Below are 20,290 nucleotides of genomic sequence, written 5' to 3'. Positions count from 1 at the left end.
ACCTGAGAGAAGAAGAGGGTTAATGTCCTTCCAGGCCTCGCGGGCCGAGAACAAAAGTGGCAGGCATTATTGCAAGTAATTCTTGTTAACAAAAGTAATAGAGTCTCTTTTTTTCTTGTATTGCTAGCCGCTCGTCCAATGCCAAGGCTAGTCTGTGTCTTTCTGATGGGAGAGTTTTGATGTCCGTGCCTTCTGTTTTGATCGCCGGTTGTGGTGATGTCGGCAGCCGTCTGGCTACTCAATTGCTGGCCTCGGGGTGGGAGGTTCATGGCCTGCGGCGTGATATCTCGCGCCTGCCCGAGGGCGTTATTGGCGTGGCCGGCGACTTGTTCAATGAAGACTGTCCGGCGACCTGGCCCGTCGGTGCGGTGGATTACCTGGTGTATTGCGCGGCTGCCACCGATCACGATGAGGCCGGTTACCGTGCCGCTTATGTCCAGGGCTTGCAGCATGTGCTGGAATGGCTGAACGACTACGGTCAGGCACCCAAGCGCTTGCTGTTCGTTTCCAGTAGCAGCGTTTACGGGCAGCAGGACGGTGAATGGATCGACGAAACCTCGCCGACGCAAGCGAGCGGTTACTCAGGGCGCTTGATGTTGGAGGCCGAGCAGATCGCACTGAACAGTGGCATCCCCGCCAGCCTGGTGCGCTTGACCGGGATCTACGGTCCGGGCCGCGAGTGGCTGCTGACTCAGGTGCGTCGGGGTTATCGCGTGGCCGTCGACCCGCCGCTGTATGCCAATCGCATTCATGCCGACGACGCCGCAAGGTTGCTGGCCTTTTTGCTCACGGCTGATCACCAGGGGGTTGCGCTGGAGGACTGCTATATCGGCGTCGACGATGCACCCGCGCCACTGGCGGACGTGGTGGGCTGGTTGCGCGAGTACCTTGGAGTGACCGAATGGTCCGAGGACGCCAGCGTGCGTCGTACCGGCAGCAAGCGTTGCAGCAACGCACGAGCCAAGGCGCTGGGCTGGACGCCGCGCTATCCGAGCTTTCGCGAAGGGTATACAGCGATTCTCAAGGGTGGCTGCTGAGTTGTTTTTGCGTTTAAAGACAAAGGAGCCCGCCGGCTCCTTTGTTCTGTATCACTGCTTTTCCAGCAGCCATTGACGCGTACCGGGGGTGAGCTGAGGGATTTCATCCGGGCGTGAGTGATTGATAGCATTCAGGATTTCCAGTTGCTTGCCATTACGCACGAAGATCCAGGTGTCTCCCAGCTCGCCGTTGGTCAGAAAAAGAGTGTCATTACCTGCACCCTGGGTAGCGCAATCACCGTCCAGGCATAACTCGTATCGTGCGGCGTTGGCCAGCCCTGTAACGCGGCCCTCTGCCATGAAAATCACGATATTGCCTGCTCCTGGGCCATCGATGATTTTCCACTGGCCACCCATATAAGCTGAGTTCAGGGCATACCTGAAGGTATTGCCCCACTTTGTACCGGTTTTGACCGTTTGAGTCGCACGGCTGAATACCTGCTGGAGGGTATGTTCTCTGGCTAGCAGGGTCAGATGTTTGCCATCGAATCGCAGTTCGTCGGTGGCGTAGCCGTTGTAGTCGACTGTCCAGGCGCTGGGTGCTTTTCGCAGCAGTTGGCCTTCGCCCATTTCATAACCACTGCTCACTTGCGCTTGGCCGGTGCGAGTGTCGATGTTCCATTCCAGGTACCTGCCATAGGTGGCGAAGGTTTTACGTAAGGATTGGCCTTGGGCGGCGGCGTTGATGGCGGGCTGATTGATCCAGATACCGCTGATGTCCGTTTCTTTCGGCGTATGGGTGCAGCCGCCCAGCAGCAATAGGCTCAGGATAAGTAGTTTGCGCATGAACAATCCTTGGGAGGGGAAAGAAAGCATGGCGCAGGCTAAAGAAAAAGGAGCCCTTGGGCTCCTTTGTTCTGTATCACTGTTTTTCCAGTGTCCATTGGCGATTGCCGGGGGAGAACGAAGGCACTTCGTCCGCCTGGGATCCGTTGACTGCCTGGAAGATCTCCATCTGTTTACCGTCGCGGGTAAAGATCCACGGGTTACCCTGGCCGCTCTGTTGCAGCCAGACGGTATCGTGGCCGCCGCTCATCGAGGCGCAGTCGCCCGCCAGGCACAGCGCGTAACGGTCAGCGCCGGGCAGGCCCTGAACGGCGCCATCGGCCTGGAACTGAACGGTGCTGCCTTCGCCTGGACCGTTGACAATCTTCCAGCTGCCGCCCAGGTAGGCTGAGTACAGCGCCCGCTCGAAGCTGGCGCCCAGTGGTGCGCCTTCAGGAGCGGCGTCTTGGGCGCGGTCAAACAGTTGCCCTGGCTCGTTGTCGTTGGCCACTTGCTGCAATTGTTTGCCGTCGCGCTTCAATACGGTGGCAGGGCTGCCATAAATTTCGACGTTCCAGGCGCCGGACTGCTCGCCCAGTACCTTGCCTTCGATTTTCTCGAAGCCATTGCTGTAACGCGCCTGGCCGGCCTTGGTGTTGACGTCCCACTCCAGGTTCGGGCCATAGGCTTGCAGTGCTTCACGCAACGGGCCGCCCTTGGACGCAGCATTGATTGCCGCCTGGTTGATCCAGGTGCCACTGATGTCGCGGTCGGCAGGGTTGCTGGCACAGCCGCCGAGCAACACCGCGAGCAACGAAAGAGCTAGCGCTTTGCGCATGAGGAGATCCTTACAGAACGAAGTCGGCGCAGCCTGGGAGGCCGCGCCGTGCGTATTACGCGATGACCAGAATGGCATCCATTTCAACCTGCGAACCCTTTGGCAGGGCAGCCACGCCGATGGCGGCGCGAGCCGGGTACGGCTGATCGAAGTACTTGCCCATGATCTCGTTGACCTTGGCGAAGTGGCTCAGGTCGGTGAGGAAGATGTTCAGTTTGACGATGTCCTTGAACGAACCGCCAGCGGCTTCAGCCACGGCCTTGAGGTTCTCGAACACCTGGACGGTCTGGGCTTCGAAGCCTTCGACCAGTTCCATGGTTTTTGGATCGAGTGGAATTTGACCGGACATGTAGACGGTGTTGCCAGCCTTGATCGCCTGGGAGTAAGTACCGATGGCGGCCGGGGCCTTGTCGCTGGTGATTACAGTCTTGATCATGAATGACTCCTTGTAATGGCTGGGCTAGGGCGAGCTATGCACGCATGCGGGTGATGCGAATCACCCCGGTCAAGGCGCGCAGTTTCTTGATCACGCGGGCCAGGTGTACACGGTCGTGCACGCTGACCACCAGTTGGACCACGCTGATACGACCGTCGCGTTCGTCCATGCTGATTTTTTCGATGTTGCCGTCGGCAGCGTTGACGCTGCTGGCCAGCAGGGCAATCAGGCCGCGCTGGTGTTCCAACTCGACGCGCAGTTCGACATTGAATTCGCCGGTGACATCCTTGGCCCACGAGAGCTGGATGCATTTTTCCGGGTTATGGCGGATTTCGCTGATGTTGCGGCAGTTGTCCAAGTGCACGACCATGCCTTTGCCGGCAGACAGGTGGCCGACAATCGGGTCGCCCGGGATCGGTGTGCAGCACTTGGCGTAGCTGAGCACCAGACCTTCGGTCCCGCGAATCGCCAGCGGACCTTCCGGGCTCGGCAGCTGTTCGCCTTCGCCGAGCAGGCGGCGTGCGACGACGTAGGCCATGCGATTGCCCAGGCCGATGTCTTCGAGCAGGTCTTCGATCAGTTCGAGGCGGTATTCGTTGAGCATCGCCTTGATACGCTCGGCCGGGACTTTTTCCAGCGAGCTGTTGAAACCGTTGAGTACTTTGTTCAGCAGGCGTTCGCCCAGGCTGATGGACTCGGAGCGGCGCTGCAGTTTCAGCGCGTGACGAATGTGCGTACGGGCCTTGCCGGTGACCACGAAGTTGAGCCACGCCGGGTTCGGCCGTGCGCCTGGGGCGCTGACGATCTCGACCGTCGAGCCGCTTTGCAGCGGTTCGGACAGCGGCGCCAGGCGACGATTGATCCGGCAGGCGATGCAACTGTTGCCGACGTCGGTGTGCACCGCGTAAGCGAAATCGACCGCCGTGGAGCCTTTTGGCAGCTCCATGATCCGGCCTTTCGGCGTGAACACGTAGACCTCGTCCGGGAACAGGTCGATCTTCACGCTTTCAATGAATTCCAGCGAGTTGCCGGCGCGTTGCTGCATTTCCAGTACGCCTTTGACCCACTGGCGGGCGCGGGCGTGAGTGCCTTTTGGCTGCTCGTCGCCGCTGGATTTGTACAGCCAATGGGCGGCGATGCCGTTGTTGGCCATCTCTTCCATTTCACGGGTGCGGATCTGGATTTCGATCGGTACGCCGTGCATGCCGAAGAGCGTGGTGTGCAGCGACTGGTAGCCGTTGGCCTTGGGAATCGCGATGTAATCCTTGAAGCGACCCGGCAGCGGTTTGTACAAATTATGCACAGCACCCAGCACGCGGTAGCAGGTATCAACCTTGTCGACGATGATCCGGAACGCGTAGACGTCCATGATCTCGTTGAAGGCCCGACGTTTGCCGCGCATTTTCGTGTAGATGCCGTAGAGGTGTTTCTGGCGACCGCTGACCTCGCCCTGGATGCCGTCGATGGCCAGGCAGTGGCTGAGGGACTCTTCGATCTTGTTGACGATTTCCTTGCGGTTGCCCCGGGCGCGTTTGACCGCCTGGTAGATCCGCGCAGAACGCATCGGGTGCATGGCCTTGAAGCCCAGGTCTTCGAATTCTACGCGGATCGCGTGCATGCCCAGCCGGTTGGCGATGGGCGCATAGATTTCCAGGGTTTCCTTGGCGATGCGCCGACGCTTTTCACCGGACAGGACTTCCAGCGTGCGCATGTTGTGCAGGCGGTCGGCCAGCTTGACCAGGATCACGCGAATGTCCCGCGCCATGGCCATGGCCATTTTCTGGAAGTTTTCAGCCTGGGCTTCGGCTTTGGTCTCGAAGTTCATCTGGGTCAGTTTGCTGACCCCGTCGACCAGTTCGGCCACGGTTTCGCCGAACTGCGCTTGCAGCGCTTCCTTGGCAATACCGGTGTCTTCGATCACGTCATGCAGCATCGCGGCCATCAGGCTCTGATGGTCCATGTGCATGTCGGCAAGAATGTTCGCGACCGCCAGCGGGTGCGTGACGTACGCCTCGCCGCTGCGGCGGCGTTGGCCGTCGTGGGCTTGTTCGGCGTAGAAGTACGCTCGGCGGACCAGGTTGACCTGGTCAGTGCCGAGGTAGGTCGATAAGCGATCGGCGAGGGCGTCTATGCTCGGCATGATGACTCCTGCCGATGGCTGTGACCCCGCGCCGTGCTACGTCGACCAGGCATGGACTTAGACGGCCTCGTTGGACTCGTCCTCGAACGCTGCGAACAGCGGTTCGTCTTCGACGATTTCAGCATTGGCGATGAACTCGTAGCTCATCAGGCCTTCAGCGATTTCACGCAGGGCTACAACGGTAGGCTTGTCGTTTTCCCACTGGACCAACGGCTCTTTGCCACCGGTGGCCAGTTGACGGGCACGCTTGGTAGAGAGCATGACCAGCTCAAAGCGGTTTTCCACGTGTTCTAGGCAGTCTTCAACGGTTACGCGGGCCATGGTATTCCTCGGAGCGAATGCAATATGCGCGCTGCCCGGTTGGGCGAGCGGACTCAACAGTTTAAAAAATCACCAGCGATTAGGGAAGCGCTGATTTTTTAACCAAGCCCTTCAACGCGCTACAAGTGCCAATGTAAAGCCCTTGCAGCGGTTTTGGGAAGAGCTGTTTAGCCGAGCAACTCGGCCAAAAGTTTTCCGTGAAGCTGCTGCTGGCGCTTCTGGTGCAGCTGATTGGCACGGAAAATCGCCTTCAAATCGTGCAGCGCATGGGCGAAATCGTCGTTGATGATCAGGTAGTCGTAGTCGACGTAATGGCTCATCTCGCTGACGGCTTCACGCATACGGCCTTCAATGATCTCGTCGCTGTCCTGGCCGCGATTGGTCAGGCGCTGGTGCAAGGCCTGCAGGGACGGCGGCAGAATGAAGATCGAGCGGGCCTTGGGCATCAGTTGACGCACTTGCTCGGCACCCTGCCAGTCGATTTCCAGAATCAGGTCGTGGCCTTCGTCCAGGGTCTGCTGCAGGTGGCTTTGCGAGGTGCCGTAGAGATTGCCGAACACTTCGGCGCGCTCGAGGAAATCCCCGTGCTCGATCATCTTCACGAACTCGCTGCGTTCGACGAAGTGATAGTTCACGCCGTTCACTTCGCCGGGGCGCATGGCACGGGTGGTGTGGGAGACCGAGACGCGGATCTTTTGATCAGCGTCGGTCAGGGCCTTGACCAGGCTGCTCTTGCCCGCGCCCGAAGGGGCAGAAATGATGTACAGGGTGCCAGTGCTGTGGGTCATGTCGGGGTAGCCTTACTCAATGTTCTGCACTTGTTCGCGCATTTGCTCGATCAACACTTTGAGGTTGACCGCCGCCTGGGTGCTGCGCGGGTCGAAGGCTTTGGAGCCCAGTGTGTTGGCTTCGCGGTTGAGCTCCTGCATCAGGAAGTCGAGGCGCCGACCGGCAGCGCCGCCGGACTTGAGCACGCGGCGAACTTCAATGATGTGGGTGCTCAGGCGGTCCAGTTCTTCGGCGACGTCGCTCTTTTGCGCGAGCATGACCATTTCCTGTTCCAGGCGCTGCGGGTCGAGCTCGGCCTTCATGTCGGCAAAGCGGTCGAGCACTTTCTGGCGCTGGGTAGCGAGCATCTGCGGGACCAGTTCACGCAGGGTCACCACGTCTTCTTCAATTGAAGTCAGGCGCTCATTGATCAGCCGGGCCAGCTCCGCGCCTTCGCGCTCGCGGCCAGCCTTGAGTTCTTTGAGGCCGTCATTGAACAGTGCCAGCGCCTCGGCGTTGAGCGCTTGCGGGTCACTCGCGTCGGCGACCAGCACGCCGGGCCAGGCCAGCACTTCCAGCGGGTTGAGGGCTGAGGGATGCTTGATCAGGCTGGCGACGGTTTCGGCGGCGGCGACCAGTTGCGCGGCGCGTTCACGGTCGACTTGCAACGGTTTGCCGGTGGTTTCTTCGGTGAAGCGCAGGGTGCATTCGAGCTTGCCGCGCGACAGGCCCTGACGCAACGCTTCGCGCACGTTGCCTTCGAGGTCGCGAAAGGACTCTGGCAGGCGCAAGTGCGGTTCCAGGTAGCGGCTGTTGACCGAGCGCAGCTCCCAGCTCAGGGTGCCCTGGCTGCCGGCTTTTTCGACGCGGGCGAAGGCGGTCATGCTGTGCACCATGGAGGTACCTCGCGATTCAGGCCAACGCCAAACCCTGCGGGTTCAACGGACCTGATTGAATGAATTAAAGCCCACAGGCTGCAAAGGCGCAGGATTGTAGCGCAGTGCAGCGGATGCTCCCAAATGGCGCGTGTGACAAAGCGCTGCAGGTCGTCGCAGAGCGCTGTTCAGAGCCCTCGCTCGTCGCCCGGGTTTTTTAGAAGTGCCCAGGCGCGCCTGGCCGCCCTATAATGCTCGGCAGATTTCCGTCCTCCGTACAGGTGTTCCTCTATGAAACGTCCAAGTGGTCGCGCTGCCGATCAGCTCCGCTCGATCCGCATCACCCGCAACTACACCAAACACGCCGAGGGATCTGTACTGGTCGAGTTCGGTGATACCAAGGTGATTTGCACCGTCAGCGTCGAAAACGGTGTGCCGCGCTTCCTCAAGGGGCAGGGGCAGGGTTGGTTGACCGCCGAATACGGCATGCTGCCGCGCGCCACTGGCGAGCGTAACCAGCGTGAAGCGAGCCGTGGCAAGCAAGGCGGCCGCACGCTGGAGATCCAGCGTCTGATCGGTCGTTCCCTGCGCGCTGCGCTGGATATGTCCAAGCTGGGCGACATCACCCTGTACGTCGACTGCGACGTGATTCAGGCCGATGGCGGAACGCGGACTGCCTCGATCACTGGCGCCATGGTTGCGCTGGTCGACGCCTTGAAAGTAATCAAGAAGCGTGGCGGCCTGAAAGGCGGTGACCCGCTCAAGCAGATGATCGCTGCCGTGTCCGTGGGCATGTACCAGGGCGAGCCAGTGCTTGATCTGGACTACCTGGAAGACTCGGCTGCCGAGACTGACCTGAACGTGGTGATGACCAGCACCGGTGGTTTCATCGAAGTGCAGGGCACTGCTGAAGGCGCGCCGTTCCAGCCTGAAGAGCTGAACGCGATGCTGGAGCTGGCGAAAAAAGGCATGAACGAAATTTTCGATCTGCAAAAAGCGGCGTTGGCTGACTGATTGCTCCGATGTCCGGGTTCCGATGTCCAGCAAGGAGAGCGTCATGAGTGATGAGCAACTACCGCTGCCTGCGCCGAGTCGAGAGGTTCGTCAGTGGGCCATGTTCTGCCATCTCTCGGCCTTGCTGGGGATCTGGGTGCCGTTCGGTTCGTTGATCGGCCCGCTGATTCTCTGGCAATTGAAGCGCGAGATGGACCCGTTCATCGATGACCAGGGCAAGGAAGCGCTGAACTTTCAGATCAGCGTGGCCATCGCTTCGGCGATCTGCCTGTTGCTGATGGTGGTGGTGATCGGTTTCTTCCTGTTTGGCCTGCTGGCCATCGGTGCGCTGGTGCTGACAATCATCGCCGGGGTAAAAGCCAATGAAGGGCAGCTGTATCGCTACCCGTTCACCTGGCGGTTGATCAAATAATAATCGGTGAGGATTCCTTTGTGGGAGCGAGCCTGCTCGCGATAGCGGTCTGACAGTCACCGCGTCGGTGTCTGGTCTACCGTCATCGCGAGCAGGCTCGCTCCCACCTTGAATAATCAGCGCGCACAAAAAAGCCGACATCACTGTCGGCTTTTTTGCGGCTGCGAAAAGACGCTTAGATCGTCAGCGTCCAGTCGTAGTCCACGATCAACGGCGCGTGTTGCGAGAACCGCGGCTGACGTGGCAAGCGAGCGCTGCGTACAAAGCGGCGCAGGCCCGGGGTCAGCAACTGGTAGTCGAAACGCCAGCCCAGGTTGAGCATCTCGGCCTGTTCGTTGTCTGGCCACCAGCTGTACTGATCGCCTTCGCGGCTGACTTCGCGCAGGGCATCGACATAGCCCATGTTGCCGACAATCTCGTCCATCCAGGCACGCTCTGGCGCCAGGAAGCCCGGGGATTGCTGGCTGTCGCGCCAGTTCTTGATATCCAGCTTCTGTTGCGCCACGTACAGCGAGCCACAATAAATGTACTCGCGACGTTTGCGCCGCTGTTTATCCAGATAACGGGCGAAATCGTCCATTAGCTTGAACTTCTGGTTCAAGTCTTCATCGCCATTCTGCCCCGAAGGGAGCAGCAAGGTCGCGATGCTGACCTTGTCGAAATCGGCTTGCAGGTAGCGCCCGTAGCGGTCGGCCGTCTCAAAGCCGAGACCGCTGATGACAGCCTTCGGTTGCAACCGCGAGTACAAAGCCACGCCACCTTGGGCGGGGACTTCGGCATCGCAGGCATAAAGGAAGTAGCCATCCAGTTGGAAGGCTGGATCGTCCAGTTCAAAGGCGGAGGCGCGGGTGTCCTGCAGGCAGATGACGTCGGCATTCTGTGCTTGCAGCCAACTGAGCAAACCACGCTCGACTGCAGCCTGAATACCATTGACGTTCACACTGATGATCCGCATAAATGGCCCCAAAAATCGCGTGCGTGTATGATACACGGCGTCTACCTAATTAGCTAAATCCGTGGTATTTGGGGTTTTTTTCATGCAAGCGTATCAACGCGACTTCATTCGTTTTGCCATCGATCGTGGCGTTTTGCGCTTCGGTGAGTTCACCCTGAAGTCCGGGCGTACCAGTCCTTACTTCTTCAATGCCGGCCTTTTCAACTCAGGTTCTGCACTGGCGCAGCTGGGTCGTTTCTACGCGGCAGCCATCGTCGAGAGCGGCATTCCCTTCGACGTACTGTTCGGCCCTGCGTACAAAGGCATTCCTTTGGCGGCGACCACTGCGGTGGCCCTGGCTGAGCACCATAACCGCGATCTGCCATGGTGCTTCAATCGCAAGGAAGCCAAGGCTCACGGCGAAGGCGGCAGCCTGGTCGGCGCGCCATTGACTGGTGAAGTGCTGATCATCGACGACGTGATCACCGCCGGCACCGCGATCCGTGAAGTGATGCAGATCATCGCTTCACAGGACGGCGCCAAGGCGGCCGGCGTGCTGATCGCGCTGAACCGTCAGGAGCGCGGCAACGGTGAGTTGTCGGCGATCCAGGAAGTGGAGCGCGATTTCGGTATCCCGGTGGTCAGCATCGTGTCGCTGACCCAGGTGCTGCAGTTCCTGGCGGACGATCCACAGCTCAAGCAGCATTTGCCAGCGGTAGAAGCCTACCGCGCCCAGTTCGGCGTCTGACGCCAATCCCTTTGTGGGAGCGGGCTTTTGTGGCGAGGGAGCTTGCTCCCGCTGGGCTGCGTAGCAGACCCAAGGATTTTGTGAGTGCTGCGCACTCAAGCGGGAGCAAGCTCCCTCGCCACAGATAGGTGAATTTCCACAGGGATCGCTGGCAAAAAAAGACCCCGCTCAGCCTGGCTGAGCGGGGTCTTTTTGTGTGTGCTGCTTAAGGACGCTTGCGATTGCTGATCAGCGTGCCCACACCGGTGTCGGTGAAGATTTCCAGCAAGATGGCATTCGGCACCCGGCCATCGATGATCAGCGAGCTACCCACGCCGCCTTGCACCGCTTCCAGCGCGCAACGGATCTTGGGCAACATGCCGCCGTAGATGGTGCCGTCGGCGATCAGTTCGTCGACCTGCTGGGTGCTCAGGCCGGTGAGGACCTTGCCCGATTTGTCCATCAGGCCGGCGATGTTGGTCAGCAGCATCAGCTTTTCGGCTTTCAGGGCTTCGGCCACTTTGCCGGCCACCAGGTCCGCGTTGATGTTGTACGACTCGCCGTTGGCGCCGACGCCGATAGGCGCGATCACTGGGATGAAATCGCCTTTGACCAGCAGGTTCAGCAGATCAGTGTTGATACCGACCACTTCGCCGACCTGGCCGATGTCGATGATTTCCGGTTGGGTCATCTCTGGCGTCTGGCGGGTCACGGTGAGTTTTTTCGCACGAATCAGCTCGGCGTCTTTCCCGGTCAGGCCGATAGCGCTGCCGCCGTGGCGGTTGATCAGGTTGACGATGTCCTTGTTCACCTGGCCGCCGAGGACCATTTCCACCACGTCCATGGTCTGCGCGTCAGTGACACGCATGCCATCGATGAAATGACTCTCGATCGACAGGCGCTTGAGCAGGTCGCCGATTTGCGGGCCGCCACCGTGAACCACCACCGGGTTAATGCCGACGGCTTTCATCAGCACGATGTCGCGGGCGAAGCCGGTTTTCAGCTCCTCGCTTTCCATCGCGTTGCCGCCGTATTTGATCACCAGCGTCTTGCCGACATAGCGGCGAATGTAAGGCAGCGCTTCGGACAGGACCTTGGCGGTGTTGGCGGCGGCTTCGCGTTCGAGGGTCATTCAGGGCTCCGGCACTTCAGAAAAAGGCGCTTCAATAAATCAAAACGGTAGTTGGAGGTCAGGTGCAACACGTTTCAGTTGGGTGTGGAACACGTCCTTGATGCGCTGCAGTTCGGCGTCGTTATCGGCCTCGAAACGCAGGACCAGCACCGGCGTGGTGTTGGACGCGCGCACCAGGCCCCAGCCTTTGGCGTAATCGACTCGCACACCGTCGATGGTGGTCAGTTCGGCACCGATGCCCCAGCGGGCATCGTGCAGTGCATCAATGATGCTGAATTTGCTCTCTTCGGTCACATGGATATTGATTTCTGGCGTAGAAATATCGTTCGGGAAGGTCGCAAACAGCTCCTGCGCGCTGGATTTTTCCTTGCTGAGGATCTCCAGCAGCCGTGCGGCGCTGTAAATGCCGTCGTCGAAACCGAACCAGCGCTCCTTGAAGAAAATGTGCCCGCTCATTTCACCGGCGAGCAGGGCGCCGGTTTGCTTCATCTTCTTTTTGATCAACGAATGACCGGTTTTCCACATCAGCGGGCGACCGCCGTACCCCTTGATCAGCGGAGTCAGGCGCCGGGTGCATTTGACGTCGAAGATGATTTCCGCGTCCGGGTTGCGCGCCAGCACGTCTTTGGCAAACAGCATCAGCAGGCGGTCCGGGAAGACGATGCTGCCGGTGTTGGTCACCACGCCCACGCGGTCACCGTCGCCGTCGAAGGCCAGGCCCAGATCGGCGTTGGTTGCCTTGACCTTGGCAATCAGGTCCACCAGGTTTTCAGGCTTGCCCGGGTCCGGGTGGTGATTCGGGAAGTTGCCGTCGACCTCGCAGAACAGCGGGATCACTTCGCAGTTCAGTGCTTCGATCAGTTGAGGTGCGATAACGCCAGCGGCGCCGTTACCGCAATCGACCACTACTTTCAGGCGGCGGGCGAGTTTGATGTCCTGGACTATTTTGGTGGTGTAACGGTCGAGGATTTCAACCTGGGTGATGCTGCCCTTGCCGTGGCTCAGATTATTGGTCTTGAGGCGTTCATGCAGGGCCTGAATCTGTTCGTTGGCCAAGGTGTCGCCGGCAATGACGATTTTGAAGCCGTTGTAGTTCGACGGGTTGTGGCTGCCGGTGAGCATCACGCCAGACTTGCCGGCCAGCACGTTGGCCGCGTAATAGAGCGCCGGAGTCGGTACCAGGCCGACGTCGCTGACGTGGCAACCGCTGTCGTGCAGGCCCTGAATCAACTGCTCGACCAACTCCGGGCCAGACAGACGACCGTCACGACCAACGGAGATGTTCGGCTCGTCCTTGGCCAGCGTTTCGGAGCCAATGGCGCGGCCGATCCAATAAGCGGTTTCAGCGGTCAGGGTGTCCGGGACGACGCCACGAATGTCGTAGGCGCGAAAGATGCTGTCGGGGAACGTGGGGGCGACTCGGGCTGCGTTGCTCATCACTGGGGCTGCTCCAACTCAAAAGTTGCTGGGCGGGCCGGCGAACGGGTCGGCGGCGGGCTCAAACTGAAGGATATGACGGCGATTTTGGCAGAGAGTTCGTAGTGCTCGGGCCGGGCAGGGCGCCCGGCCTGAACGGGTGCAATCAGTGGCTGCCCGAATGACCGAAACCACCGGTGCCACGCTGGGTTTCGTCGAACGCTTCGACCAGTTCGAAGTGCGCCTGAACCACCGGCACCAGCACCAGTTGCGCCAAACGCTCGCCGACGGTCATGGTGTAATCAGTCTGGCCGCGGTTCCAGCACGAAACCATCAGCGGGCCCTGGTAATCGGAGTCGATCAGGCCAACCAGGTTGCCCAGCACGATGCCGTGTTTATGGCCCAGGCCCGAGCGCGGCAGGATCAGCGCGGCAAGGCCTGGATCGCCGATGTACACCGACAGACCGGTGGGGATCAGCAGGGTTTCACCCGGCTTGATGACGGTGTTCTGTTCCAGCATCGCCAGCAGGTCGAGGCCGGCGGAGCCTGGCGTGGCGTACTGCGGCAGCGGGAATTCGCGGCCAATGCGTGGGTCGAGGATCTTGGCTTGTAAAGCATGCATGCGAGTTAAACCTGGTTCAGACGTTCGGCGATAAAAGTGATCAGCTGGCGGGCGATTTTGCCCTTGCTGGTCTGGGCAAAGAGCGTTGCGTGCAAGGCTCGGTCAATCACGCTGCAAGCGTTTTCCTCGCTGTTGAAGCCAATGCTCGGGTTGGCCACGTCGTTGGCGACGATCAGGTCGAGGTTTTTGTCTTTCAGTTTGCGGGCAGCGTAGTCGAGCAGGTGTTCGGTTTCGGCAGCGAAACCGACACTGAACGGACGGTCGGGGCGCGTGGCAATGGTCGCCAGAATGTCTGGGTTACGGACCATTTGCAGCAACAAGCCGTCGCCGTTCGTAGGGTCTTTCTTGAGTTTTTGTGGGGCGACGACTTCCGGGCGATAGTCCGCGACCGCAGCGGAAGCGATGAACAGGTCGCAAGGGATTGCGGCTTCGCAGGCGGCGAGCATGTCACGGGCGCTGACCACGTCGATCCGGGTGACGCGATCCGGGGTCGGCAGGTGCACGGGGCCGGTGATCAAGGTCACTCGGGCGCCGGCTTCAACCGCGGCTTCGGCCAGGGCAAAACCCATTTTCCCGGAGCTGTGGTTGGTGATGTAGCGCACCGGGTCGATGTTTTCCTGGGTCGGGCCGGCGGTGATCAGCACGTGTTTGCCGGTCAGCGCCTGGCGCTGGAAGCAATCGGCGGCGCACTGCGCCAGGTCATCGGCTTCCAGCATGCGGCCCATGCCGACGTCGCCGCAGGCCTGGCTGCCAGACGCCGGGCCGAAGACCCGGAAGCCACGGCTTTCGAGCAGTTGTGTATTGGCCTGGGTCGCCGGGTCGCGCCACATGGCCTGGTTCATTGCCGGGGCCAGCGCAACGGTGGCGTCGGTGGCCAGCACCAGGGTGGTCAGCAGGTCGTTGGCGATGCCTTGGGCCAGGCGCGCGATCAGGTCGGCGGTGGCCGGGGCGATCAGTACCAGGTCGGCCCATTTGGCCAGCTCGATGTGGCCCATCGCGGCTTCGGCCGCCGGGTCCAGCAGGTCCAGGTGGACCGGGTGCCCGGAGAGGGCCTGCATGGTCAGCGGGGTGATGAACTCGCTGCCGCCACGGGTCATGACCACGCGCACTTCGGCGCCCTGGTCGATCAGTCGGCGAACCAGCTCGGCGCTCTTGTAGGCAGCGATACCGCCGCCGACGCCCAGAACGATGCGTTTCCGATACAGCCGCTGCATAGGCCTGCCTTTCATTTCGTTGATGACTGCATGGCGAAACCCCCTCCCCAGGGATGAATTCGCCTGCAAAAAAGATGAACTACGATATCACAGCGACCGCTACGGAACAGCGGCGCCCACACACATGGAGGTGCTATGAGCATTCGCGATTGGCCGGCGGCGGAGCGGCCGCGGGAGAAGCTTCTGGAGCAGGGTTCGGCCAGTCTTTCTGATGCCGAATTACTGGCCATATTTTTGCGAACCGGGGTGAGCGGTAAAAGCGCGGTAGATCTGGCGCGACACCTGTTGCATCAATTCGGCAGCCTGCGCACGTTGCTGGAGGCAGACCAGCAGACGTTCGGCAGCCAGCTTGGGCTGGGGCCGGCGAAGTTCGCCCAATTGCAGGCGGTGCTGGAGATGGCACGACGGCATTTGGCGGAACGCCTGCGTCGCGACTCGGTGCTCAAGAGTCCGATCGAGGTGCGCAATTACCTGAAGGCAATGTTGCGCCATGAGCCGCATGAGGTGTTCGGCTGCCTGTTTCTGGACTCCCGGCACCGGGTGCTGGCGTTCGAGATACTGTTTCGCGGTTCGATCGACAGCACCAGTGTCTATCCGCGTCAGGTGGTCAAGCGTGCATTGGCGCACAACGCCGCAGCGCTGATCCTGTGCCACAACCATCCGTCAGGGAGTACCGAACCCAGTCAGGCGGATCGGGCGCTGACCAAGCGCCTGCAAGAGGCGCTGGACCTGGTCGATGTGCGGGTACTCGACCATTTCATTGTCGGCGATGGCGATCCGCTGTCGATGGCCGAATACGGATGGATGTAAGGGAGGCGCGACGAATATAAAAACCCTGTGGGAGCGGGCTTGCTCGCGAAAGCGGTCTGTCAGCCAACATTTATGCCGACTGACACGGCCTCTTCGCGAGCAAGCCCGCTCCCACAGATTTTGCGGCGACGCTATTACTGGAGGCTGACCTTCGAAAAATCCTGACGGCCAAACGGGCTGACCTGATAGCCCTGAACTTCCTTGCGCGTCAGCGCGTAGGCGGTCGGGTGCGCCAGTGGCAGCCACAGCGCCTGTTGCTGGATCTGTGTCTGGGCCTGTTCGTAGAGCTTGCTGCGCACACCTTGCTCGGTGGTGGTCTTGCCGGCGCTGATGACCTTGTCCAGGCCCTGGTCGCAGTAGCGGGCGAAGTTGGTCCCGGACTTGACCGCCGCGCAGGAAAACTGCGGCGTGAGGAAGTTATCCGGGTCGCCGTTGTCGCCGGCCCAGCCCATGAACAGCAGATCGTGTTCGCCGGCCTTGGCGCGGCGTATCAGCTCGCCCCATTCGATCACGCGGATTTCCGCCTGGATCCCGACTTCAGCCAGGTCAGCCTGCAGCAGCTGGGCGCCAAGGCTTGGGTTCGGATTGAGCAGGCTGCCGGAAGGGCGGGTCCAGATGGTGGTTTTAAACCCTTCCTTGAGCCCGACCTTGGCCAGTAGCGCACGCGCCTTGGCGATGTCTTTTGGATAGCCCGGCAGGTCCTTGGCGTAGCTCCAGGTGGTGGGCGGGTACGGGCCGTTGGCGGCTTGCGCGGTGTCTTCGAAGACCGCTTTGAGGTAGCTGGCCTTATCGAAGGCGAGGTTGATCGCCTGGCGCACTTCGGGTCTGTCCAGCGGCGGGTGCTGACTGTTGATGGCCACGAAAGCGGTCATGAACGCTGGTGTGCTCTCGATCCTGAGGGCCGGTTCCTGGGCGGCAGCCTGTACGTCCAGTGGTTTGGGCGACAGGGCGATCTGGCACTCGTTGCGCCGCAGTTTCTGCAAGCGCACGTTGGCGTCCGGGGTGATCGCGAACGCCAGGCTGTCCACCGCCGGTTTGCCGGCAAAGTAGTCGCGGTTGGCCTTGTAGCGAATCGACGCATCTTTCTGGAAGCGCTCGAAGATGAACGGACCGCTGCCGATCGGCTGGCTGTTGAGCTTCTGGGGTGTGCCGGCTTTCATCAACTGGTCGGCGTATTCAGCGGAATAGATCGACGCGAAACCCATGCTCAGGGTGGCAAGGAAAGTCGAGTCTGGGTGGTCCAGGGTGAAGCGCACGGTCAGTGGGTCGAGTGCGTCGATCTTCTTGATCAGTGCGGGCAACTGCATCGATTGAGCGTGCGGGAAACCGCTTTGGGCGATTTTATGCCATGGGTTGGCCGGGTCGAGCATGCGGTCGAAGCTGAACTTCACGTCTTCGGCGGTCAGGTCGCGAGTGGGGCTGAAATATTCGGTGTGGTGGAATTTCACCTGCGGGTGCAATTTGAAGACGTAGGTCAGGCCGTCGGTCGACACTTCCCAGCTGTCGGCCAGGCTGGCGACCACTTTGCCGCTGGCGGTATCGAAGTCCACCAGACGGTTCATCAGCACGTCGGCCGAGGCGTTGGTGGTGGTCAGCGAGTTGTATTGAACGACATCGAACCCTTCCGGGCTGGCCTCGGTGCAGACGCTTAAAGCGGCAGCCTGGGCCAACGGGCTCAGTAAGAGTGGGGCGAGCAATAGCGGTAGGGCAGCGAGGCGCATGTGTGAATTCCTGTGCAGATCGAAGGCCCATCTGCGAGTGCAGTCTGGAAAAGGCTTACCCTAGTGGGCTCTTTTGCAAATGACTATCCCCTTTTTCACTTTGTGGCGTGCGTTTCGGGTGTTTTTTAAGCAAAATTTACCCTGTAGGGTGCCTTGTGCAGGGCTAATCAGGGTAAATTGGCTCGGGTAAATCGTCTGTGCTGACGCGCAAATCGATACTCTGCGACGAGCGGTCGCGGCCATTGATAGCCTTTGTTCTAGGCATCCGGCGCCGTAAAACCGGGGATTTTGAAAAGTCTGTTCACACCGATAGTTGTTGCTACTGGGTCTTTCTGGTATAAAGCAGCGCTCTTTTCTAGGGGCCCGGTTCCTTCACTGTAGGTGTAGCCGGTAAGACCCTTAAAGAAACGCGGCGCCTGGCGCCAAATGACTGAGAGATTAAGCGGCCAACCCATGCCGGGTTGGGCATGTGGTTTTAGAGGGCTGAGGCATGTCGAGAGTATGTCAAGTTACCGGTAAGGGTCCGGTGACTGGGAATAACATTTCCCACGCAAACAACAAAACCCGTCGTCGTTTCCTGCCGAACCTGCAGCATCACCGCTTCTGGGTTGAAGAAGAGAAACGTTTCGTGCGTCTGCGCGTATCTGCCAAAGGCATGCGTATCATCGACAAGCGTGGCATCACTGTCGTGCTGGCCGAAATCCGCAAAGCTGGCAAGATCTAAGGGAGCTAATCATGCGTGAATTGATTCGTTTGATTTCGAGCGCCGGTACTGGTCACTTCTACACTACCGACAAGAACAAGCGTACTACTCCGGACAAACTCGAGATCAAGAAATTTGATCCGGTTGTTCGCAAGCACGTGATCTACAAAGAAGGCAAAATCAAGTAATTGATTTTTCCCTCTTGAGAAAAAGGCCCGTATCGCAAGATACGGGCCTTTTTCGTTGTGGCTCGGAAAAGCCTCAGGCCTTCTGTTCAAACGCCACGTAGATCTTGCGGCACGGCTCCAGCACTTCCCAGGTGCCTTTGAAGCCGGCCGGGATGACGAAGCGATCGCCCGAGCGCAGGGTCTTGGCGTTGCCGTCGCTGTCACGCAGCACCGAAACCCCCTGCACGATTTCGCAGTATTCGTGTTCGGTGAAGTTCACCGTCCAGTGCCCGACTGCACCTTCCCACACACCGGCATTCAGCTGGCCGCAAGGGCTGTTGTAGTGGTTGTAGACGGCTTGCTCAGGGTCGCCCTTGAGGACTTTTACAGCGTCCGGGCGGTAGCGTTCGGCCGGTGTAGTGGCCTGGCTGAAGTCGACGATGTCTTGGATGCTCATTCTTGTAATCCCCCGTGATTGCGGCGCCAGTGGTTGGTCAGCCCAAAGTCTATGTTTATTAAAATGAACATCGCAAGGCCGTTTACCGGCCTTATGTCAAATATATTGAAACATGAGGGGTCGCTGGTTTAGGGTGGCAGATGCCTTGGGCCGATTTGAAGGCTGGCGGGGCGCAATTGCTGAAGTGCCTGCGTAGATCGCGTGGCGCTCGTATTCAATAAGAGGAGGACTCTCGAATGACCACCCTGACTCGTGCCGACTGGGAACAACGCGCCCGCGATCTGAAAATCGAAGGCCGTGCCTACATCAATGGCGAATACACCGCCGCAGTTTCCGGCGAGACCTTCGACTGCATCAGCCCGGTCGATGGCCGTCTGCTGGGCAAGATTGCCAGCTGTGATGCCGCCGACGCTCAGCATGCCGTCGACAGCGCCCGCGCCACGTTCAATTCGGGCGTCTGGTCGCGTCTGGCTCCGGCCAAACGCAAAGCCACCATGATTCGATTCGCCGGCCTGCTCAAGCAGCACGCCGAAGAGCTGGCGCTGCTTGAAACCCTGGACATGGGCAAGCCGATCAGCGATTCCCTGTACATCGACGTTCCAGGCGCGGCGCAAGCGCTGAGCTGGAGCGGTGAAGCCATCGACAAGATCTACGACGAAGTGGCGGCTACCCCGCACGACCAACTGGGTCTGGTGACTCGTGAGCCGGTCGGTGTGGTTAGCGCCATCGTGCCGTGGAACTTCCCGCTGATGATGGCCTGCTGGAAACTCGGCCCGGCGCTGTCCACCGGTAACTCGGTGATCCTCAAGCCGTCCGAAAAATCCCCGCTGACCGCCATCCGCCTTGCAGCGCTGGCCGTTGAAGCCGGTATCCCGAAAGGCGTGCTGAACGTGCTGCCAGGCTATGGCCACACCGTTGGCAAGGCGCTGGCCTTGCACATGGACGTCGACACGCTGGTGTTCACCGGTTCCACCAAGATCGCCAAGCAACTGATGATTTATTCCGGCGAGTCGAACATGAAGCGCGTCTGGCTCGAAGCCGGCGGCAAGAGCCCGAACATCGTGTTTGCCGATGCGCCGGACCTGCAAGCAGCGGCCGAATCGGCGGCCAGTGCCATCGCGTTCAACCAGGGTGAAGTCTGCACCGCCGGTTCGCGCCTGCTAGTCGAGCGCTCGATCAAGGACAAATTCCTGCCGCTGGTGATCGAGGCCCTGAAAGCCTGGAAGCCGGGCAACCCGCTGGACCCGGCCACCAACGTCGGCGCGCTGGTCGACACGCAGCAGATGAACACCGTGCTGTCCTACATCGAATCCGGTCACACCGACGGCGCCAAACTGGTAGCGGGCGGCAAGCGCATCCTCCAGGAAACCGGTGGCACCTACGTTGAGCCGACGATTTTCGATGGCGTGAGCAACGCAATGAAGATCGCCCAGGAAGAGATCTTTGGCCCGGTGTTGTCGGTCATTGCTTTCGACAGCGTCGAGGAAGCGATCCAGATCGCCAACGACACGCCGTATGGACTGGCCGCTGCAGTCTGGACGTCGGATATCTCCAAGGGGCATCTGACCGCCAAGGCCCTGCGTGCCGGCAGCGTGTGGGTCAACCAGTACGATGGCGGCGACATGACCGCGCCGTTCGGTGGGTTCAAACAGTCGGGCAACGGCCGCGACAAGTCGCTGCACGCGTTCGACAAGTACACCGAGCTGAAGGCGACCTGGATCAAGCTGTAAGTCCGTGAAGGAGCCTGATGGTAAGTCAGGCTCCTGAACGACGCAGATCCC

21 protein-coding genes and 1 pseudogene are annotated in these 20,290 nt (G+C 60.1%); 8 read left to right on the top strand and 14 right to left on the bottom strand.

From position 1 onward, the window contains the following. Positions 1-179: 179 nt before the first annotated feature. Positions 180-1,037 (top strand): SDR family oxidoreductase, encoded by an 858-nt coding sequence (locus NTD87_RS07880; RefSeq protein ID WP_262113079.1) that lies wholly within the window; start codon positions 180-182, stop codon positions 1,035-1,037. A 51-nt stretch (positions 1,038-1,088) separates the two neighbouring features. Here the strand turns inward: NTD87_RS07880 and NTD87_RS07875 are convergent, their stop codons facing one another. The 7 genes from NTD87_RS07875 to NTD87_RS07845 form a co-directional block, all read right to left on the bottom strand. Beyond that, positions 1,089-1,823: a hypothetical protein gene (locus tag NTD87_RS07875; RefSeq protein ID WP_262113077.1), complete on the bottom strand. Its 735-nt coding sequence runs from the start codon at positions 1,821-1,823 to the stop codon at positions 1,089-1,091. A gap of 76 nt (positions 1,824-1,899) precedes the next feature. Continuing rightward, positions 1,900-2,640: a hypothetical protein gene (locus NTD87_RS07870; RefSeq protein ID WP_262113076.1), complete on the bottom strand. Its 741-nt coding sequence runs from the start codon at positions 2,638-2,640 to the stop codon at positions 1,900-1,902. Between the two features lie 55 nt (positions 2,641-2,695). Then, a complete protein-coding gene (locus NTD87_RS07865; RefSeq protein WP_262113075.1) occupies positions 2,696-3,076 on the bottom strand; it encodes a RidA family protein in 381 nt (126 codons plus the stop codon). A gap of 34 nt (positions 3,077-3,110) precedes the next feature. Beyond that, a complete protein-coding gene (gene spoT / locus NTD87_RS07860) occupies positions 3,111-5,216 on the bottom strand; it encodes a bifunctional GTP diphosphokinase/guanosine-3',5'-bis pyrophosphate 3'-pyrophosphohydrolase (RefSeq protein WP_262113073.1) in 2,106 nt (701 codons plus the stop codon). Between the two features lie 57 nt (positions 5,217-5,273). Continuing rightward, positions 5,274-5,537: a DNA-directed RNA polymerase subunit omega gene (gene rpoZ, locus NTD87_RS07855; protein WP_003177259.1), complete on the bottom strand. Its 264-nt coding sequence runs from the start codon at positions 5,535-5,537 to the stop codon at positions 5,274-5,276. A gap of 167 nt (positions 5,538-5,704) precedes the next feature. Continuing rightward, on the bottom strand, positions 5,705-6,325 hold the full coding sequence (gene gmk, locus NTD87_RS07850) for a guanylate kinase (protein WP_123426168.1): 621 nt from the start codon (positions 6,323-6,325) through the stop codon (positions 5,705-5,707). Positions 6,326-6,337: 12 nt separating this feature from the next. Beyond that, a complete protein-coding gene (locus tag NTD87_RS07845; protein WP_262113071.1) occupies positions 6,338-7,201 on the bottom strand; it encodes a YicC/YloC family endoribonuclease in 864 nt (287 codons plus the stop codon). A gap of 270 nt (positions 7,202-7,471) precedes the next feature. Between NTD87_RS07845 and rph the strand changes: the two genes are divergently transcribed. Together rph and NTD87_RS07835 are read left to right on the top strand one after the other, a co-directional pair. Next, positions 7,472-8,194, top strand: coding sequence for a ribonuclease PH (gene rph / locus NTD87_RS07840; protein WP_123426170.1), 723 nt, complete (start codon positions 7,472-7,474; stop codon positions 8,192-8,194). A gap of 43 nt (positions 8,195-8,237) precedes the next feature. After that, positions 8,238-8,606, top strand: a complete 369-nt coding sequence (locus NTD87_RS07835; RefSeq protein ID WP_262113070.1) for a DUF4870 domain-containing protein — start codon at positions 8,238-8,240, stop codon at positions 8,604-8,606. Between the two features lie 175 nt (positions 8,607-8,781). Here NTD87_RS07835 and NTD87_RS07830 read toward each other — a convergent pair whose 3' ends face one another. After that, positions 8,782-9,561, bottom strand: a complete 780-nt coding sequence (locus tag NTD87_RS07830; protein ID WP_003176915.1) for an exodeoxyribonuclease III — start codon at positions 9,559-9,561, stop codon at positions 8,782-8,784. An 82-nt stretch (positions 9,562-9,643) separates the two neighbouring features. Here NTD87_RS07830 and pyrE point away from each other — a divergent pair, with 82 nt between their 5' ends. Further along, positions 9,644-10,288 carry an orotate phosphoribosyltransferase gene (pyrE, locus tag NTD87_RS07825; RefSeq protein WP_262113069.1) on the top strand — a complete coding sequence of 215 codons (645 nt, stop codon included), beginning with the start codon at positions 9,644-9,646 and terminating at the stop codon, positions 10,286-10,288. Positions 10,289-10,493: 205 nt separating this feature from the next. Here pyrE and argB read toward each other — a convergent pair whose 3' ends face one another. The 4 genes and pseudogenes from argB to coaBC all read right to left on the bottom strand — a co-directional run bounded on the left by argB (position 10,494) and on the right by coaBC (position 14,651). Beyond that, positions 10,494-11,399: an acetylglutamate kinase gene (gene argB, locus NTD87_RS07820; RefSeq protein ID WP_145014146.1), complete on the bottom strand. Its 906-nt coding sequence runs from the start codon at positions 11,397-11,399 to the stop codon at positions 10,494-10,496. A 39-nt stretch (positions 11,400-11,438) separates the two neighbouring features. After that, positions 11,439-12,842 (bottom strand): annotated as a pseudogene (locus NTD87_RS07815) (phosphomannomutase/phosphoglucomutase); the annotation flags it as partial. 139 nt (positions 12,843-12,981) lie between these two features. Continuing rightward, positions 12,982-13,437, bottom strand: a complete 456-nt coding sequence (dut, locus tag NTD87_RS07810) for a dUTP diphosphatase (RefSeq protein WP_262113068.1) — start codon at positions 13,435-13,437, stop codon at positions 12,982-12,984. Between the two features lie 5 nt (positions 13,438-13,442). After that, positions 13,443-14,651, bottom strand: a complete 1,209-nt coding sequence (gene coaBC, locus NTD87_RS07805) for a bifunctional phosphopantothenoylcysteine decarboxylase/phosphopantothenate--cysteine ligase CoaBC (protein ID WP_262113067.1) — start codon at positions 14,649-14,651, stop codon at positions 13,443-13,445. Positions 14,652-14,786: 135 nt separating this feature from the next. Between coaBC and radC the strand changes: the two genes are divergently transcribed. After that, positions 14,787-15,461 (top strand): RadC family protein, encoded by a 675-nt coding sequence (gene radC / locus NTD87_RS07800; RefSeq protein ID WP_262113066.1) that lies wholly within the window; start codon positions 14,787-14,789, stop codon positions 15,459-15,461. Between the two features lie 134 nt (positions 15,462-15,595). Here the strand turns inward: radC and NTD87_RS07795 are convergent, their stop codons facing one another. Next, positions 15,596-17,182: an ABC transporter substrate-binding protein gene (locus NTD87_RS07795; RefSeq protein WP_262113065.1), complete on the bottom strand. Its 1,587-nt coding sequence runs from the start codon at positions 17,180-17,182 to the stop codon at positions 15,596-15,598. Positions 17,183-17,672: 490 nt separating this feature from the next. On the opposite strand from NTD87_RS07795, the gene rpmB reads away from it, so the two are divergent. Continuing rightward, positions 17,673-17,906 carry a 50S ribosomal protein L28 gene (gene rpmB / locus NTD87_RS07790; protein WP_007894701.1) on the top strand — a complete coding sequence of 78 codons (234 nt, stop codon included), beginning with the start codon at positions 17,673-17,675 and terminating at the stop codon, positions 17,904-17,906. An 11-nt stretch (positions 17,907-17,917) separates the two neighbouring features. Next, positions 17,918-18,073 carry a 50S ribosomal protein L33 gene (rpmG, locus tag NTD87_RS07785; protein WP_095057645.1) on the top strand — a complete coding sequence of 52 codons (156 nt, stop codon included), beginning with the start codon at positions 17,918-17,920 and terminating at the stop codon, positions 18,071-18,073. A gap of 73 nt (positions 18,074-18,146) precedes the next feature. Here the strand turns inward: rpmG and NTD87_RS07780 are convergent, their stop codons facing one another. Continuing rightward, the gene (locus NTD87_RS07780) at positions 18,147-18,509 is read right to left on the bottom strand and encodes a cupin domain-containing protein (protein ID WP_262113064.1); all 363 of its coding nucleotides are present in this window, start codon (positions 18,507-18,509) and stop codon (positions 18,147-18,149) included. Between the two features lie 236 nt (positions 18,510-18,745). Here NTD87_RS07780 and NTD87_RS07775 point away from each other — a divergent pair, with 236 nt between their 5' ends. Next, entirely contained in the window at positions 18,746-20,239 is a 1,494-nt protein-coding gene (locus NTD87_RS07775; RefSeq protein ID WP_262113063.1) for an aldehyde dehydrogenase, read from the top strand. Positions 20,240-20,290 lie beyond the last annotated feature (51 nt).

The organism is Pseudomonas sp. 6D_7.1_Bac1 (assembly GCF_025465945.1).
Lineage (GTDB): Bacteria > Pseudomonadota > Gammaproteobacteria > Pseudomonadales > Pseudomonadaceae > Aquipseudomonas.
The sequence above is the reverse complement of the archived record's forward strand: the minus strand, read 5'-3'. Positions and strand labels throughout refer to the sequence as shown.